The organism is Aquimarina sp. AU119, assembly GCF_900312735.1.
Taxonomy (GTDB): domain Bacteria; phylum Bacteroidota; class Bacteroidia; order Flavobacteriales; family Flavobacteriaceae; genus Aquimarina; species Aquimarina algiphila.
The window spans coordinates 189561-205065 of record NZ_OMPF01000001.1; the positions used below are offsets into that span (position 1 = coordinate 189561).

At 32.7% G+C, this 15505-nt stretch carries 16 protein-coding genes; 10 read left to right on the plus strand and 6 right to left on the minus strand.

Features of this window, described 5'->3' with window-relative positions; genetic code table 11:
• Window positions 1-42 precede the first annotated feature (42 nt).
• From DK442_RS00750 to DK442_RS00795, 10 genes are all read left to right on the plus strand, one after another.
• Entirely contained in the window at window positions 43-648 is a 606-nt protein-coding gene (locus tag DK442_RS00750) for a Crp/Fnr family transcriptional regulator (RefSeq protein ID WP_109434448.1), read from the plus strand.
• A gap of 69 nt (window positions 649-717) precedes the next feature.
• The gene (locus DK442_RS00755; protein WP_109433932.1) at window positions 718-1347 is read left to right on the plus strand and encodes an NAD(P)H-dependent oxidoreductase; all 630 of its coding nucleotides are present in this window, start codon (window positions 718-720) and stop codon (window positions 1345-1347) included.
• A complete protein-coding gene (locus DK442_RS00760; protein ID WP_109433933.1) occupies window positions 1344-1793 on the plus strand; it encodes a DMT family transporter in 450 nt (149 codons plus the stop codon). The genes DK442_RS00755 and DK442_RS00760 overlap by 4 nt, the downstream gene beginning before the upstream one ends.
• A gap of 4 nt (window positions 1794-1797) precedes the next feature.
• Window positions 1798-2526: a GNAT family N-acetyltransferase gene (locus DK442_RS00765; protein ID WP_109433934.1), complete on the plus strand. Its 729-nt coding sequence runs from the start codon at window positions 1798-1800 to the stop codon at window positions 2524-2526.
• Window positions 2527-2609: 83 nt separating this feature from the next.
• Window positions 2610-3026: a hypothetical protein gene (locus tag DK442_RS00770; RefSeq protein ID WP_109433935.1), complete on the plus strand. Its 417-nt coding sequence runs from the start codon at window positions 2610-2612 to the stop codon at window positions 3024-3026.
• Window positions 3027-3133: 107 nt separating this feature from the next.
• The gene (locus DK442_RS00775) at window positions 3134-6850 is read left to right on the plus strand and encodes an efflux RND transporter permease subunit (RefSeq protein ID WP_109433936.1); all 3717 of its coding nucleotides are present in this window, start codon (window positions 3134-3136) and stop codon (window positions 6848-6850) included.
• Window positions 6851-7026: 176 nt separating this feature from the next.
• Complete coding sequence (locus tag DK442_RS00780) at window positions 7027-7386, plus strand: four helix bundle protein (RefSeq protein WP_109433937.1); 360 nt, start codon at window positions 7027-7029, stop codon at window positions 7384-7386.
• Window positions 7383-8654 (plus strand): TolC family protein, encoded by a 1272-nt coding sequence (locus tag DK442_RS00785; RefSeq protein ID WP_109433938.1) that lies wholly within the window; start codon window positions 7383-7385, stop codon window positions 8652-8654. The genes DK442_RS00780 and DK442_RS00785 overlap by 4 nt, the downstream gene beginning before the upstream one ends.
• A 4-nt stretch (window positions 8655-8658) precedes the next feature.
• The gene (locus DK442_RS00790; RefSeq protein ID WP_109433939.1) at window positions 8659-9393 is read left to right on the plus strand and encodes a heavy-metal-associated domain-containing protein; all 735 of its coding nucleotides are present in this window, start codon (window positions 8659-8661) and stop codon (window positions 9391-9393) included.
• A gap of 1 nt (window position 9394) precedes the next feature.
• On the plus strand, window positions 9395-11131 hold the full coding sequence (locus tag DK442_RS00795) for an efflux RND transporter periplasmic adaptor subunit (protein ID WP_109433940.1): 1737 nt from the start codon (window positions 9395-9397) through the stop codon (window positions 11129-11131).
• Between the two features lie 9 nt (window positions 11132-11140).
• Here the strand turns inward: DK442_RS00795 and DK442_RS00800 are convergent, their stop codons facing one another.
• The 6 genes from DK442_RS00800 to DK442_RS00825 form a co-directional block, all read right to left on the minus strand.
• A complete protein-coding gene (locus DK442_RS00800) occupies window positions 11141-12304 on the minus strand; it encodes a hypothetical protein (protein ID WP_109433941.1) in 1164 nt (387 codons plus the stop codon).
• 48 nt (window positions 12305-12352) lie between these two features.
• Window positions 12353-13183 (minus strand): DUF2306 domain-containing protein, encoded by an 831-nt coding sequence (locus DK442_RS00805; protein WP_109433942.1) that lies wholly within the window; start codon window positions 13181-13183, stop codon window positions 12353-12355.
• A 96-nt stretch (window positions 13184-13279) separates the two neighbouring features.
• Window positions 13280-13732 (minus strand): hypothetical protein, encoded by a 453-nt coding sequence (locus DK442_RS00810; protein WP_109433943.1) that lies wholly within the window; start codon window positions 13730-13732, stop codon window positions 13280-13282.
• Between the two features lie 82 nt (window positions 13733-13814).
• On the minus strand, window positions 13815-14504 hold the full coding sequence (locus DK442_RS00815) for a DUF4386 domain-containing protein (RefSeq protein WP_109433944.1): 690 nt from the start codon (window positions 14502-14504) through the stop codon (window positions 13815-13817).
• A 63-nt stretch (window positions 14505-14567) separates the two neighbouring features.
• Window positions 14568-15137 carry a GIN domain-containing protein gene (locus DK442_RS00820; protein WP_109433945.1) on the minus strand — a complete coding sequence of 190 codons (570 nt, stop codon included), beginning with the start codon at window positions 15135-15137 and terminating at the stop codon, window positions 14568-14570.
• Window positions 15124-15504 carry a GntR family transcriptional regulator gene (locus DK442_RS00825; protein WP_109433946.1) on the minus strand — a complete coding sequence of 127 codons (381 nt, stop codon included), beginning with the start codon at window positions 15502-15504 and terminating at the stop codon, window positions 15124-15126. Before DK442_RS00825 ends, DK442_RS00820 begins: the two co-directional genes overlap by 14 nt.
• Window position 15505 lies beyond the last annotated feature (1 nt).

Sequence of the window (15505 nt, forward strand, 5' to 3'; positions counted from 1 at the left end):
TTTTTGTATCACACTAGCCCGATATAAAACTTAAAAGTGAAAATGATAATGGATGAAGAAAAATACATTGATGATCTAAAATCAAAATTTGAAAGTTATGCTCCTATCAGTCGGGAATCCTGGTTACAAATTGAGTCGTTAATTACATTTCAAATTCTAAAAAAAGATGATACTTTATTAAGAAACGGACAAGTTGCTAAAAACATTCATTTTGTTTGCAAAGGAGCCTTAAGGGCTTTTTTTACTGATTTTGAAGGTAACATTTACAATAAAAACATTTTTCTTGAACACGATCTGGCAGGTTCTAAGGTTTCTCTTCTTCAAAAAACCCCTTCCAATTTTACCTTAGAAGCTTTGGAAGATACTGTTCTCATCAATATTAATTATACAAATTATAGAAAAGTAATTAATGAAAATGATGACTTAAAAGCCTTTTACATCGCTTATCTCGAAAAAAATTGGGTTATCGAAAAAGAAGAAAGAGAAATTTCATTAGTAATGCAAAATGCTACCGAAAGGTATAGTAAACTTATTGCACTACATCCAGATATCAATCAAAGAATACCTCAATTACATATTGCTTCACATTTAGGTATCACTCCAACACAATTGAGCAGAATAAGAAAAAGTTTAAAGAAAAACCTCTGAATCAACATATGTAAATGCACACCTTATCCGCTGAGTTTATTTTTGCTGTAAACTTTAAAAAAAAGTGATATGCATTTATTAAAAAACTCAAAATGGCGCTATGCGACTAAATTATTCGATACTTCTAAGAAAATTACTCCTGAAAATCTTGAGAAAATAAAAGAAGTAATTCAATTATCCACCTCTTCCTATGGGCTTCAATTATATAGGGTACTCATTATAGAAGATCCAGAAATTAGACATCAGCTAAAATCTGCTTCATGGGGACAATCCCAAATTACAGACGCTTCTCAACTCTTTGTTTTTTGTAATTATACCAAAGTACAACATAAACATATTGATGATTATTTAGAATTAACAGCAAAAACCAGGCAAATTAATATTGATAGTTTGCAGGGTTATGGAGATTTCATGAAACAAAAAATTAAAGAAAAAACTAAGATAGAACTACATCATTGGACCATAAGACAAACATATCTCGCACTAGGTAATTTACTAAATGCTTGTGCCGAATTAAAAATAGATGCCTGCCCAATGGAAGGCTTCGAAAATGATAAATACAATAAAATATTAGGGTTAAAAAACAAAAATCTTAATGCCGCAGTTATTGCCGCCATTGGGTATCGATCTAAAGAGGATAAGTCGCAATATTTAAAAAAAATCCGTAAACCTATAGATCATATATTCGAAATACTATGAATCAATATATATTATCTATTATAGCATTCATCGCAGGTGTCTTTTTAGCTGCTCAAGGAGGTCTCAATGCCCACTTAGGTGTTCTTCTTAAAAATCCAATACTCGCTTCGGTGGTTGCATTTTTCTGTAGCACTATTTTTGCTGTTACCTTTATCCTGTTAACCGTAAAGGATATTCCTACTTGGACGGATATAAAAGAGATCCCTGTTTACCTTTGGTTTTCTGGTGGGTTATTTAGTGTATTAGGTGTTAGTTTATATTATTACACTATTCCCAAATTAGGAATATCTACTATGATCTCTCTTGGTCTGTTTGGACAGTTAACATTCTCTATACTTGCTGGTCACTTTGGATGGTTAAACTTACCAACCGAACCTATTACTATTAAAAAAATAATTGGAGCGATTTCAATGATAGCTGGAATCGTACTAATCAATTTAAAATAAACTCATGAAAGATAAACATATAACACAGAATATTAATAACCTCACTTCACTTTGGAAAACCGCTAGTGTACCTTTTGATTCCCACTTTAAAAACTCGGTTTTTGAGTATTGTGAAGTCAAAGATTCTGATTGGCCAAATAGATTGTGGTTTAATCAACCCATAGACCAGAGTTCTATTGATATGGCAAAAAAGAAACTATCTACATTATCTTCTCCCCTCACCATCCCATATTTTAATATTAATACTAAAAATGCATATGAACTCTTAGAAAAAAATGATTTCAAATTACAATTTGAGCAGGTTGCAATGTTTCTAAAATTAGAAGAAACCTTTAAAATTAGCAGTAATTTGACCATGGTTCATATTTCAAATGAAGCTCAAGCCGAATTATGGGCAGCTCTTTATCCAAGAGCATTTGGGTATCGCATCCCTAAAAAAATAATCACTAGCACCTGGAATGATATCTACTATTTCTTAGCATATTATCAAAACCAGCCCATAGGAACGGCAATAACATTCCAGACACAAAAAACAATCGGAATTCATGGTGTAGGCATCATTCCTGAAATGAGAAAAAGAGGTTTTGCATCAGAAATTATGAAACATCTAATCAATATAGCAATCGGTGACGAAAGTGATTTTATGACCCTACAAGCATCCAGCATGGGAAAAAATGTATATTTAAAACTTGGATTTAAAGAGCAATTCCTGATCAAAAATTATGCTTTATAATATTTAATATATCATGTGTCATACCTTAAACTTTTATCAAAGAAAAATCTCTTATATTAATTTTTTGTAGTTTTGTATATCAGATGAAAAAAATAGTTCACAATATATCAGCATGCCTTTTAGCATTTGTAGTGTTATTTTCTACACTATCATTTACTGTAGACATGCATTATTGTGGAAAGACTTTGGTAGATGTTTCACTTTTCAAAGAAGCAAAAACTTGCGGAATGGAAATGCAAAAATCAAAAACAGCTACCACCTGTGCTATGACAAAAAAGAATTGTTGTTCTGATAAACATCTAAATTTTGAAGGACAGGATGAACTTAAAATTTCATATGATAAGTTCACTTTGGAGCAATATATTTTTGTAGCATCTTTTTACAATGCATACATTGACCTTTTTGAAGGTTTAGAAGAACATATAGTTCCATTTAAGGAATATTCTCCTCCGCTGGTCGTCAGGAACATTCAGCAACTTGACGAAGTATATTTAATTTGATTTTCAAACAATAGACTACAGTATCTAATGGACTTTTCTCCATTAGGTCAACCCTTTGTATTTGGTGTTTTTACGCACCCACGTCTAATTGTTTAATAATCAAATAAATGCTCAATAAAAGCATCAAGTTTTTAATAGAAAACAAACTGGTAGCAGTACTATTACTCCTCCTTTTTATAGGTTGGGGAAGTATTAATTCGCCCTTTAATACCGATTTGAGTTTCTTACCAAACAATCCGGTAGCAGTGGATGCTATACCTGATATTGGAGAAAATCAACAAATTGTATTTACAAAATGGGATGGTCGTTCACCACAAGATATTGAAGATCAAATTACCTATCCATTAACTGCTTCTTTACTTGGGATTCCTGGAGTAAAAACTATTCGTAGCTCTTCTATGTTTGGTTTTTCTAATATTTATATCATATTCGAGGAAGATGTAGAGTTTTATTGGAGTCGAAGTCGAATACTCGAAAAACTGAATTCCCTCCCAAGTAGCTTATTACCCGAAGGTGTTCGTCCTTCATTGGGACCAGATGCCACAGGATTAGGTCAAATATTCTGGTATACACTCGAAGGTCGTGATGAAAATGGAAATGTAACTGGTGGTTGGGATTTACAAGAACTACGAAGTATCCAGGACTATTATGTCAAATATGCGTTGTCCTCTGCAAATGGTGTTTCAGAAGTTTCTTCTATTGGTGGGCATGTACAGGAATATCAGGTGGATGTTAATCCAGAACTGATGCGTCAATATAACATTGGATTGAATCAGGTTGTAAAAGCAGTTAAAGAAAGTAATGAGGATATTGGAGCGCAAACTTTAGAAATTAATCAAGCAGAATATTTAGTTCGTGGTTTAGGATATATAAAATCAACTTCAGATATAGAAAATGCTGTTGTTACCTCATCTTTATATACAGCTATCAAAATTAAAGATATTGGTAAAGTTTCTTTGGGACCGACCACTAGAAGAGGAATATTAGATAAAGAAGGAGCAGAAGTTGTTGGTGCCGTTGTAGTTGCTCGTTATGGTGCAAATCCTTTAGAAGTCATTACTAATGTAAAACAGAAAATTAATGAATTAAGTGCTGGATTACCATCAAAAGTATTAAAAGACGGTAGAACTTCTCAAGTTACTATAGTTCCATTTTATGATAGAACAGAACTTATTCAAGAGACATTAGGTACTCTCAATGAAGCATTAACTTTAGAGATATTAATTACTATTTTGGTGATTATCATTATGGTTTTTAATCTCAGAGCTTCTGTCTTGATATCTGGATTATTACCGGTAGCTGTTTTGATAGTATTTATTGCTATGAAGTTTTTTAACGTTGATGCAAATATTGTAGCCTTATCGGGGATTGCAATTGCTATCGGTACCATGGTAGATATAGGAGTGATCCTTTCTGAAAACATCATAAGACATGCAGACGAAAACAAACAAAACCTTCCTATAAATACTATTGTTTATAACGCAACTACCGAGGTGTCAGGAGCAATTTTAACAGCAGTATTGACCACAATTATAAGTTTTATTCCTGTGTTTACTATGACTGGAGCAGAAGGCAAACTGTTTAGACCATTGGCATTTACAAAAACTTTTGCCTTAACCGCATCTGTAATCGTAGCGTTATTCTTAATACCTCCTTTTGCCGCTTTCTTATTCAAAAAAAGATCTTTAAAAAACACAGTACAGTACACCCTGAACAGTATTTTAATACTATTAGGAATGTTTGCTATCATTTCTGGTTATTGGCTTGGACTCATACTGGTCGCATTTGGAGTTATCACATTTTTAAAATTAAGTAATAAACTCTCAGAAAAACATGCAAATCTTATCACCATATGTATATCTGCGGTAACCATTATATTTCTGTTAGCAGAATATTGGAGACCCTTAGGGGTAGACAAAAATATATTCTGGAATCTCATTTTTGTAAGTCTAATATGTTTTGGTCTATTAACCGTATTTACACTATTCAGGAAGTATTATACTAAAATTCTTCAATGGGCATTAGGCAACAAAATTCTATTTCTTTCAATACCCTCTACCATTGTTATATGTGGGTTTCTCATTATGAAAAATACAGGGAAAGAATTTATGCCTTCTCTAAATGAAGGTTCATTTTTATTAATGCCTACATCAATGCCGCATTCAGGAATAGAAGAAAATAAACGTGTGCTTCAGCAATTGGATATGGCGGTAGCTAGCATTCCTGAGATCAAGACTGTTGTCGGTAAAGCTGGACGTACAACTTCTGCCCTGGATCCTGCTCCACTTTCTATGTATGAAAACATGATTCAGTATAAACCAGAATATATGCTGAATTCCAAAGGAAAAAGACAACGCTATAAAGTAAATGATGACAGATTATTTGAATTAAAAAATGGTGGATTTGTAAAAAATCCAAACCTAAATACAGAAGAAGATAATACATCAACAGCATTTCCTGTAACTGCAGACAAATTGATTCCAGATCATGATGGTGAATATTTTCGCAATTGGAGACCTCATATTCAATCTCCAGATGATATTTGGAATGAAATTGTTAAGGTGACTCAATTACCTGGAGTAACTTCTGCTCCAAAATTACAACCTATAGAAACTCGTTTGATCATGCTACAAACAGGTATGAGAGCACCTATGGGGATAAAAGTAAAAGGGCAAGATTTAAAAGAAATTGAAGCTTTTGGTCTACAATTAGAACATATCTTAAAACAAGTCGAAGGTGTAAAAAAAGAAGCTGTTTTTGCTGATCGTATTGTTGGCAAACCCTATCTACTAATCGATATAGATAGAGAAAAAATCGCACGTTATGGTATTTCTATTAATGAAGTTCAAAACACATTAAAAGTTGCTGTTGGCGGAATGGTTTTAACCAAAACGATTGAAGGTCGAGAACGCTATGGAATTAGAGTGCGCTATCCCAGGGAATTAAGAGCGACTCCTACAGATCTGGAAAATATTTATATTCCGGTTCAAAAAGGCAACCCAATTCCATTAAGTGAACTGGCCACCATACGCTATGAACAAGGTCCACAGGTTATAAAAAGTGAAGACACTTTTTTAGTAGGATATGTATTGTTTGATAAATTAGATGGTTTTGCCGAGGTTAATGTAGTGGAAAATGCACAAAAATTACTACAACAAAAGATTGATTCTGGGGAATTAACAGTTCCAAAAGGAATTAATTATCAATTTACCGGATCCTATGAAAATCAATTAAGGGCAGAAAAAACCTTATCCATCGTTGTGCCTTTGGCATTGCTTATTATCTTTTTAATTCTCTACTTCCAATTTAGATCTACAACAACTTCATTAATCGTATTTACAGGAATTGCCGTAGCATTTGCAGGTGGTTTTGTAATGATATGGCTCTATGGTCAGGGTTGGTTCATGAATTTTAGTGTGTTTGGTGAAAATGTAAGAAACATATTTCAAATGCATCCTATTAATTTAAGCGTTGCAGTATGGGTAGGTTTTATTGCTCTATTTGGCATTGCCACAGATGACGGAGTGGTCATGGCGAGCTATTTAACGCAAACTTTTGATAGAAACACACCCAAAACAAAACAGGAGATTAGAGCTTCAATTATTGAAGCAGGAGAAAAACGTATCAGACCTTGTTTAATGACTACAGCCACAACAATTTTGGCCTTGTTACCAATTCTTACTTCGACAGGACGAGGTAGCGATATTATGATACCAATGGCGATACCAAGTTTTGGGGGTATGTTAATAGCTCTGATTACACTTTTTGTAGTACCTGTGCTATTCAGCTGGAGAGAAGAGATGAAAGTGAAAAGTGAAGAGTGAAAAGTGAAAAACTAAAAGTGAAAAGTGAAGAATGAAACATGGAAAACTAAAAGTGAAAAGTGAAATACATAAGAAGTATTAAAAAACGTATTGTCACACTGAGCTTGTCAAAGTGATTCAGAAAACGAAAAGTTAGAAATGAAAAATGTTAAGTTGAAAATGAAAAAACAGAAATTATGAGTAAAAGTATATTAAAAGATAAAAGTTATGCCTTTGCAATCTTAATTGTGAAGTTATCTCAGTTCTTAGTTTCTGAAAAAAAAGAATATGTTTTAAGCAAACAATTATTACGAAGCAGAACAGTTATTGGTGCTCTAATCCGTGAAGCTGAGTTTGCACAAAGTAAAAACGATTTCATTCACAAAATGAGTATTTCCCTTAAAGAAGCAAACGAATCTATGTATTGGATAGACCAGCTAAAAGATACGGGTTACATTAACAAAAAACAACATGAGACATCTCTTCTAAAGAACAAAGAATTAGTGGCAATGTTAGTGAGTAGTATTAAAACTTCAAAATCAAGTATTTCAAAATGAAAATAGTAAAATACATATCAGGTTTTTGTAATCTCATATTCTGTTCTCTATCTAAAAGAGTGTTTGTTTTCGGTTGTTCACTTTTCACTTTTCACTTCACTAGTGGTCAACAACTCGAAACTTATATTGAAGAGGCACTAGCAAATAGTCCAGAAATTCAAAAATTCGAACTGCAATATCAAATTACAACGGAGAAAACAAATGAAGTTCGTACCATCCCCAATACAGAAATTGGTGTTGGATATTTTGTGAGTGAGCCTGAAACCAGAACAGGAGCTCAAAAAGCAAAAGTATCTATAAAACAAATGATCCCCTGGTTTGGTTCTATAACAGCGCGAGAAAGTTATGCGAGTGCTATTGCAAATGCCAAATACGAGGATATTGTCATTGCAAAAAGAAAATTAATCGTTGCTGTCTCACAATCCTATTACAATTTATACACGATTAATGCACAACAAAAAATCCTGCTACAACATATTGAATTACTTAAAACATATGAAACACTGGCTCTAACAGCTGTAGAAATAGGTAAAGCTTCAGCAGTCGATGTGTTGCGTTTGCAAATTAGACAAAACGAATTATCACAGGTATTGGCCGTATCAGAACAAGACTTTCTCGCTGAGCAAACCGTATTCAACACCCTTTTAGATAGAGATAAGTCTATAGAAATCCAGATCGTAAACGAATTAACTATTCCTTCAGAAAATGTATCTTTTACTTCTACTACTTTAGCATTACATCCTGAACTTATCAAATATGATAAATTATACCAATCTGTAGAGCAATCAGAACTATTGAATCAAAAGAAAAGTAATCCTATGATTGGATTTGGTATCGATTATATAGCCGTTTCAGAACGACCAAATATGAATTTTAGCGATAATGGAAAAGATATTATAATGCCTATGGTGTCATTATCTATTCCTCTTTTCAATCAAAAACACAAATCAAAAACAAAGCAAAATCAATTAAAGCAGCAAGAAATTAAGGTTCAAAAACAAGAACGACTTAATACATTAAAAACTGCACTGGATAAAGCAATTACAGATAGAAAAACAGCAAGAATACGTTTTGATACTCAAGCAAAAAATTTAAAGCAAGCAAAAGATGCAGAAGAAATATTGGTAAAGAGTTATGAAACCGGAACCATTGATTTTAATGATGTTCTGGACATTCAGGAATTACAACTAAAATTTCAAATGAATCAAATAGCATCGGTGAAAGCATATTTTAATGCTACAACCATCATCAATTATTTAAGCAATTAAAAACATGGAACACACATATACAATACAAGGAATGACCTGCGGCGGATGTAAAGCTTCTGTTGACAAATATTTGAGAAAAGTCGATGGAGTGACTCAAGTTTTAGTAAATCTGGAAAAAGCTGAAGCCAAAGTGACAATGAATACTCATATCCCAACTTCAATCTTACAAGAAGGGTTACCCGAAAAATATACAATTGCAGAAAAAGAATCTAAAAACATTTTCGAACCTAAACAAGATTCTAATACCCTTGTAAAAGAAAAAAATAAATTACAACAACTACAACCACTATTACTAATTCTCTTGTACATTACCGTAGCTAGTAATTTGTTACATTATAAAAACTGGAGTGTTAGTGAGGTAATGCTAGATTTCATGGGGTTGTTTTACATTGTTTTTAGCTTTTTTAAAATGCTGGATTTAAAAGGGTTTCCCGCATCTTTTAGCATGTATGACCCATTAGCAAAACGTTTACCTATCTATGGTAGGATATACCCATTTATCGAAACCGCTTTGGGAATCTTGTTTTTAATGCGATTCGAAATACAAATTGCTTTAATTAGTACACTTGTTATTTTGAGTATTACCACAATCGGTGTTACAAAAACACTTCTTGATAAAAAAACAATTCGCTGTGCCTGTCTGGGTACTGCTTTAAAACTTCCTATGACCGAAGCTACATTTATAGAAAATGCTATTATGATCATTATGGCAATATTTATGTTATTAAACATTTTTTAAGATGAAAAATTATCTCGTATATATTATAATATTAGCTATCGGATTATTCTTTGGATGGTTATTTTTTGGAAGCTCTTCTAACGAAAGTACTGTCCATAATCATGACAAACATGAGAAAACCAATCAAATGTGGACTTGTGCTATGCATCCACAAATTATGTTACCTGAATCAGGAGATTGTCCTGTTTGCGGAATGGATTTAATTCCTGTTGATACTGAAAACTCCGGGTTATTAGCAAATCAATTTAAACTGACAGAAAATGCAATGGCATTAGCCAATATTCAAACATCTATTGTTGGTCATAATGAGACTGAAAGTAACACCATAAAACTGTCTGGTAAGATTGTAGAAAATGAAGAAGCAAATACAGTGCAAGTCAGTTATTTTTCTGGAAGGATAGAACGTCTGAATATAAATTTCACTGGAGATCAAGTACGTAAAGGTCAATTATTGGCAACTATATATTCTCCAGAATTATTTGCGGCGCAACAGGAATTGATAACTGCTGCTTCTTTAAAAACATCTCAACCGGCATTATATAAAGCAGTACGCAATAAGTTAAAACTATGGAAACTTTCTGATCGTCAAATTAATACCATAGAAACATCAGGCCAGGTAAAGGAGAATATTCCTGTATACGCTACGGTTTCTGGAACGGTTTCAGAAAAACTAGTAGAACAAGGTGACTATGTTAAACAAGGGCAACCTCTTTTGAAAGTGGCAAACTTAAATACCGTTTGGGCAAATTTTGATGCCTATGAAAAACAAATTACCGGACTTAAAGAAGGCCAGCCTATATCGATTACTACAAATGCAAATCCAAATGCGACTATTAATGCAAAAATATCATTTATAGATCCTGTCTTGAATACTAAAACAAGAACAGTAATAGTAAGAGCTGTTTTAGATAATACAGCACTTCAATTTAAACCTGGAATGTTTATTGAAGGTAGCATTAGCGGTGATATTAATATGAACAAAAAGCAACTATTAAGTATTCCTTCGACTGCTATTTTATGGACGGGAAAACGATCTGTAGTGTATCTCAAAACAGACCTCAACGCTCCTGTTTTTGAAATGAGAGAAGTTACTTTAGGAAATAAAATAGGTGACCATTATGTAATAGTTGATGGTTTAAATACAGGAGATGAAATTGTTACTCATGGTACATTTACGGTTGATGCTGCTGCACAATTACAAGGCAAAAAATCTATGATGAGTACAAAAAACTCAAAAACAAAAGAGCATCATGCCGTAGATGTATCAAATGCAATGACAAAGAATGAAACATCGTTAAAATTTCAAGAGCAATTAAAAAAAGTACTCGATGAGTATATACTTTTAAAAGATGCTTTGGTAAAAGACGACGCTGATATAGCTAAAAAAGCGTCGATTGCTATGATCAAAAATATAGAAGCCATCAATGTAAAATTACTTATCGACATATCGAATCAGAATCAATGGATACAAATAGAAGATCAAATTAAGCGAGCTACACATGCTATAATCAACGCACCTGATATAAAAGAACAAAGAAATCATTTTATAGGTTTGTCGATAGGGTTAACCAATGCAATTCAAACCTTTGGTATTTCCCAAAAAGTGTATAGTCAATTCTGTCCTATGGCAAATAATAACAAAGGAGCATCCTGGTTAAGTTTAGATAAAGAAATTCGCAATCCATATTTTGGAAATAATATGCTTACTTGTGGTAGTATACAACAAACGATCGAATAAAACATGGATTTAAGTTTCATGATGCATCACTTTTGTCCCAAAGTAATTTTTGATATCCAGATCAGTCATAGGCTGTAAAGACCCATATACTATTTCTTTATAGATTTTATTGGTTATTGTACCAGGAGATAGAAACTTTGATCCCATTAAGGATCTGATTTTAGTAACAATTTCTTCAGCAATATGTGTAGAATAATATTTTGATAGCACAGAAGTTTCAAACATCTTTTCTAATAGTACCGTATCTCCTTTTTTAAAATTCGAAATTGACACCCCTGTATATTTACATAATTGATTTGCAGTTTTATACTTCATCATTAATTCTCCAATACTATCCAGGAAATTATCTGACTCAGAAAGTAATTTATCATGTCTGATTTTTTTCCTGCTAAATTCCTTCAAACACAAAATAACACTTAACGCTGCTCCCAAATAAGGCGCAGATATCAACCCCTGGAACCAGGATCTTTGATAGATCAATAACTCATACTTTTCCTCTTTGGCACTGTTTAATTTAATAACGTTATTGCTATTAACATTTAAATTATCGAATCTTACTGATTTTGTAAATGATCCTAACATTTCATCTCCGAAGGGAGCATCATGAAATGTAATTCCATTAGTATTTGACGACACAAAAAACACGAGCTTATCCTCTTTTGATAACTCAGCAGTAAACACTATATAATCAGCAACTTCAGACAAAGACATAAATGGTGCTTCTCCATTAACTATATAGTTGTCTTTTTCTATTTGTGTAATTATGTTTTCATTTATAGAAGTATCTTTAAATGTTCGTATCGAGCCCGTGTTAGCTATCAACAATTTTTCTTTTCTAATTTTTTTTAATAACATTTCTCTTTTCCAATATTCCATACTTTGTATAGAAAAAGGATATGATGATAAAGATGCTAAAACATAATAGTGCATTGATAATGCTACGGCAACAGGAATTGAAATCTCACCAATACTATGCAAAGTATCAAAACATTCCTGATAAATCGCTTTTGCCTTTCTTTCATAACAAGGTATAAAGGGAACTTGTGTAGTTTTTATAAAAGTATAAAATGCTTTATAATCCTTAGTCTTTTCAAATTCTCTGAGTTTTATACATATTTTTTCTAATTCGTTTATTTTTCTATCGTGTTTATTCTTGATTGTTATCGTATTCATCTTCTAATATTTTTAAGAGAAAATTAGTTTTTGATTGAAACTCCTTTATTATATACGAGGTAACCACATCCCCATAGTAGCAGCAAAAATCCCAATACCCATTAAAATGGTCAATACTCCAAAACCAGTTGCCATAAGAATACGTCCAAGTGCACCTGAATTATTTTGCACATACAAATAGAGTTCTAAAATAATAAGCGGAATCACATATTGCCCAAACCCAAGAAAAATAAGAAATGGACCTCTAAAGGTTTCTGGATCAAATCCAACAGGACCACCATGGATAAATAACCACAGCATCAGGCCTATACGAAAAAACCAAACACCATTTACTACTAAAAACAGACGAAGTACCCACCGACGATGCGCATCAAACTTACGGGCAACAGCGGTACGCCAAGCAAGTGCTGCAAAAAGCATAATAAGGATTCCATTAATACTAACACTAATGTCGCCTATCAAACCGCTAACAGTTCCTTTGCTTAAAACCATATACACTCCACTAAAACTAATCACGAAAGCAGTTATGATGTATAATCGACCATTCCAACGGTGAAAGGATCTTGCACGAGTTCTAAGTTGCGGAATAAACTGAAGTGGACCTCCTACCATCATAATCACAGCTAATAAAAGATGAATAGCTACGGCAAGATTCCCCATGGTTTCACCTGGCGTGTATCCGTGTGGTAATACCTGATTCCATTTCATAAGGTCGCCTTGTAGAGCTGCTCCTCCATAAAAGGCAGTTACATAATAGGCAAATAACCATTGACCTGCTACTGCAACGGTAAACCAAAAAGTAACGGTTGCATTAAGTACTTTATCTGCACCTCTTTTTTTACGTTGCGGTGTAGCGACAACACTATGTTGTAAACTCATAATATTCGTTTTTTAACTGATGATGATTGATGAAACGGTTCTTGGTCATTTTACCAAAAACCTAAATTAAATACGTATATATCTAAATAACTTTTATTATCTAAACTTAAAAAAGCCCTTGATGTAATGTATCCATACGTATCCCCATGGAATCACAATAAGATCTACTGGAATTGCAATAAGAAATGGTCTAAGAAAATCTGCTGAAACCGAATCCAATTGATCCGTCGACCATAAAGGATATGCAATACCTATTAACCATACCGATTTATAAAATAATTGAAGTAATAAAAGTGGTAGCATTTTTATCGGATATCGAATTCCAATACCCATCAAAATGGCATACGCTGCCCAAAAACTAAAGGTAATACCATCATAAGGCCCCCATTTTTCGCTGGGTATGATAATTTCTAACCATGAATTGTATCCTAAACTCAAGAACGTAAGAAGGTAGAGTCCTCTCATTAAATACAATCGTATTTTTGACAGTTTTTTTTCACTTTTAGGGTTGCGTTGTTGTGTGTCCACAACCTGATTTTCTGTGGTCATAATATTCGTTTTTTGATTGATGATGATTTTAACTGCCTTGTAAAAAGCAATTGTATTGATGATGTTAAATATATTCTACGCTTTATGTAGCAGACTTAGTAATAATTGCGGATGGATTAAATCCTTTAACCATAAGCCATATAGAAAAAAATAATAGATACACTCCATTTTGAGCGTAAAAAATAAAGTTTACCGCATAGTCAAAAACCTGTAGCATCGATACTGAAAAGACCAGTATGACAGCAATAAGCCCCCATATTGATAAAAACCGTGGAATCAACTTTGTTTTAAATAACGCATAATATAAAATTGATGCTCCTAAACTAAAAGTGATTAATATTAAAAAATGTGCCCAATAATATTCTTCTACTTTTAGAAGACTTAACACCCTTAAATAGTTTTCATCCAGAGCTACACCTTTTGCTAACTCCTGACATAATGATATAAAAGATAGATGAGTGATATTACTCATTACAGTTATTGTAAATCCTACGACCAATACACTAACATACCCAATAGCTATTTTTTTGTTGTATTGTTTTAGAATAGAAAATAGTATGATACCAATATAAACTCCAATACCACTTGCAATTAAATCTAAAAGAATGGCTATTTTCATTTGTATTAAATCTTCTAAAACTTGGTTAAAAAAATTTTGAGATGCTATAAGAGACAACGACAACCCTCTAAGTGAATTACCCGTGGCACCGGTTATAATCATAAGCAAGAATAAACCTCCTGCTATTTTTCCGATTTTTTTATGTGATTCCATAATGTTCGTTTTTTGATTGATGATTGATTGATGATGATTTTATATTTTAAAATTTAATTTTCATTATTTTTCATGATATGTGGTAAAGTTTATTTCCTCTGTATCTCCTGTTAACGTTACATTACAACCTGGTGCAGTTTTACATTGTACAGACTCATAATACAATTCTAAATTCCCAGTATTATCGCCGTTAAATTCTAGTTTTAAATCTTTTCCTGAAACTTTTCCTATGGTTTCAAAATGTACTCCTGTACCCATGTTAATCTCCTCTAACTTATTTGCAGAGACAAACACTTTAATTGTATCTTTTTGTTTTACCTTCTCAATTTTTTCTATTACTAGTTTTCCATCTTGTACTTCGGTTTTAACGTAAGGCATCAAATTTTCCAGAGTTTCAACTTTCAACTGTATTACACTGTCTTGGTGAAAAAAAACTTGAATTCCATGTTTTACTGATATTTTACTAAAGTCCAAAATTGATCTTTTTTCAGTTATAACATTTCTATTAATCACTATCTCTTTTTCTTCTCTCTCTTCTTTTACCACATATCGATGTACCGATAATTGAAATGCCAGAAAAAAGAAAAAAATGACAATTAATACACTTAATAAGATCAGGTTACTTCTCTTCATTATCCTTATTATTTAGATATTGGTTGAAAGCATCTTTTACTTCTTCAAATTTTATCTCCAGGAGTCCCATTTTTTTAAATATATCCGGAAGAATTTCTTCTTTAAACTCTGTTTTCTTAATACTAAGAACTGTATTATATCCGTTTTCCGAAACGAAATATCCTATTCCTCTTTTATTATAAATCACCCCTAGTTCCTGTAGGTGGTTAAAAGCTCTAATGGCAGTATTAGGATTAACCTCTACCATTACTGCAATCTCTCTTACAGAAGGTATTCGTTCTTCTTCGGGCCATCTCTTTGAGAGGATATTTTCATAAAAAAAGTCCACGATTTGTAAATAAATAGGTTTACTATTATCAAAATCCATG

Bases quoted from the DNA above. Each gene is read 5' to 3' on its own strand.
- DK442_RS00805 (WP_109433942.1), bottom strand. From the start codon at position 13,183: ATGAGTTTACAACATAGTGTTGTCGCTACACCGCAACGTAAAAAAAGA.
- DK442_RS00755 (WP_109433932.1), top strand. From the start codon at position 718: ATGCATTTATTAAAAAACTCAAAATGGCGCTATGCGACTAAATTATTC.
- DK442_RS00785 (WP_109433938.1), top strand. From the start codon at position 7,383: ATGAAAATAGTAAAATACATATCAGGTTTTTGTAATCTCATATTCTGT.
- DK442_RS00790 (WP_109433939.1), top strand. From the start codon at position 8,659: ATGGAACACACATATACAATACAAGGAATGACCTGCGGCGGATGTAAA.
- DK442_RS00780 (WP_109433937.1), top strand. From the start codon at position 7,027: ATGAGTAAAAGTATATTAAAAGATAAAAGTTATGCCTTTGCAATCTTA.
- DK442_RS00815 (WP_109433944.1), bottom strand. From the start codon at position 14,504: ATGGAATCACATAAAAAAATCGGAAAAATAGCAGGAGGTTTATTCTTG.
- DK442_RS00775 (WP_109433936.1), top strand. From the start codon at position 3,134: ATGCTCAATAAAAGCATCAAGTTTTTAATAGAAAACAAACTGGTAGCA.
- DK442_RS00825 (WP_109433946.1), bottom strand. From the start codon at position 15,504: ATGGATTTTGATAATAGTAAACCTATTTATTTACAAATCGTGGACTTT.
- DK442_RS00795 (WP_109433940.1), top strand. From the start codon at position 9,395: ATGAAAAATTATCTCGTATATATTATAATATTAGCTATCGGATTATTC.
- DK442_RS00800 (WP_109433941.1), bottom strand. From the start codon at position 12,304: ATGAATACGATAACAATCAAGAATAAACACGATAGAAAAATAAACGAA.
- DK442_RS00770 (WP_109433935.1), top strand. From the start codon at position 2,610: ATGAAAAAAATAGTTCACAATATATCAGCATGCCTTTTAGCATTTGTA.
- DK442_RS00750 (WP_109434448.1), top strand. From the start codon at position 43: ATGATAATGGATGAAGAAAAATACATTGATGATCTAAAATCAAAATTT.
- DK442_RS00810 (WP_109433943.1), bottom strand. From the start codon at position 13,732: ATGACCACAGAAAATCAGGTTGTGGACACACAACAACGCAACCCTAAA.
- DK442_RS00765 (WP_109433934.1), top strand. From the start codon at position 1,798: ATGAAAGATAAACATATAACACAGAATATTAATAACCTCACTTCACTT.
- DK442_RS00820 (WP_109433945.1), bottom strand. From the start codon at position 15,137: ATGAAGAGAAGTAACCTGATCTTATTAAGTGTATTAATTGTCATTTTT.
- DK442_RS00760 (WP_109433933.1), top strand. From the start codon at position 1,344: ATGAATCAATATATATTATCTATTATAGCATTCATCGCAGGTGTCTTT.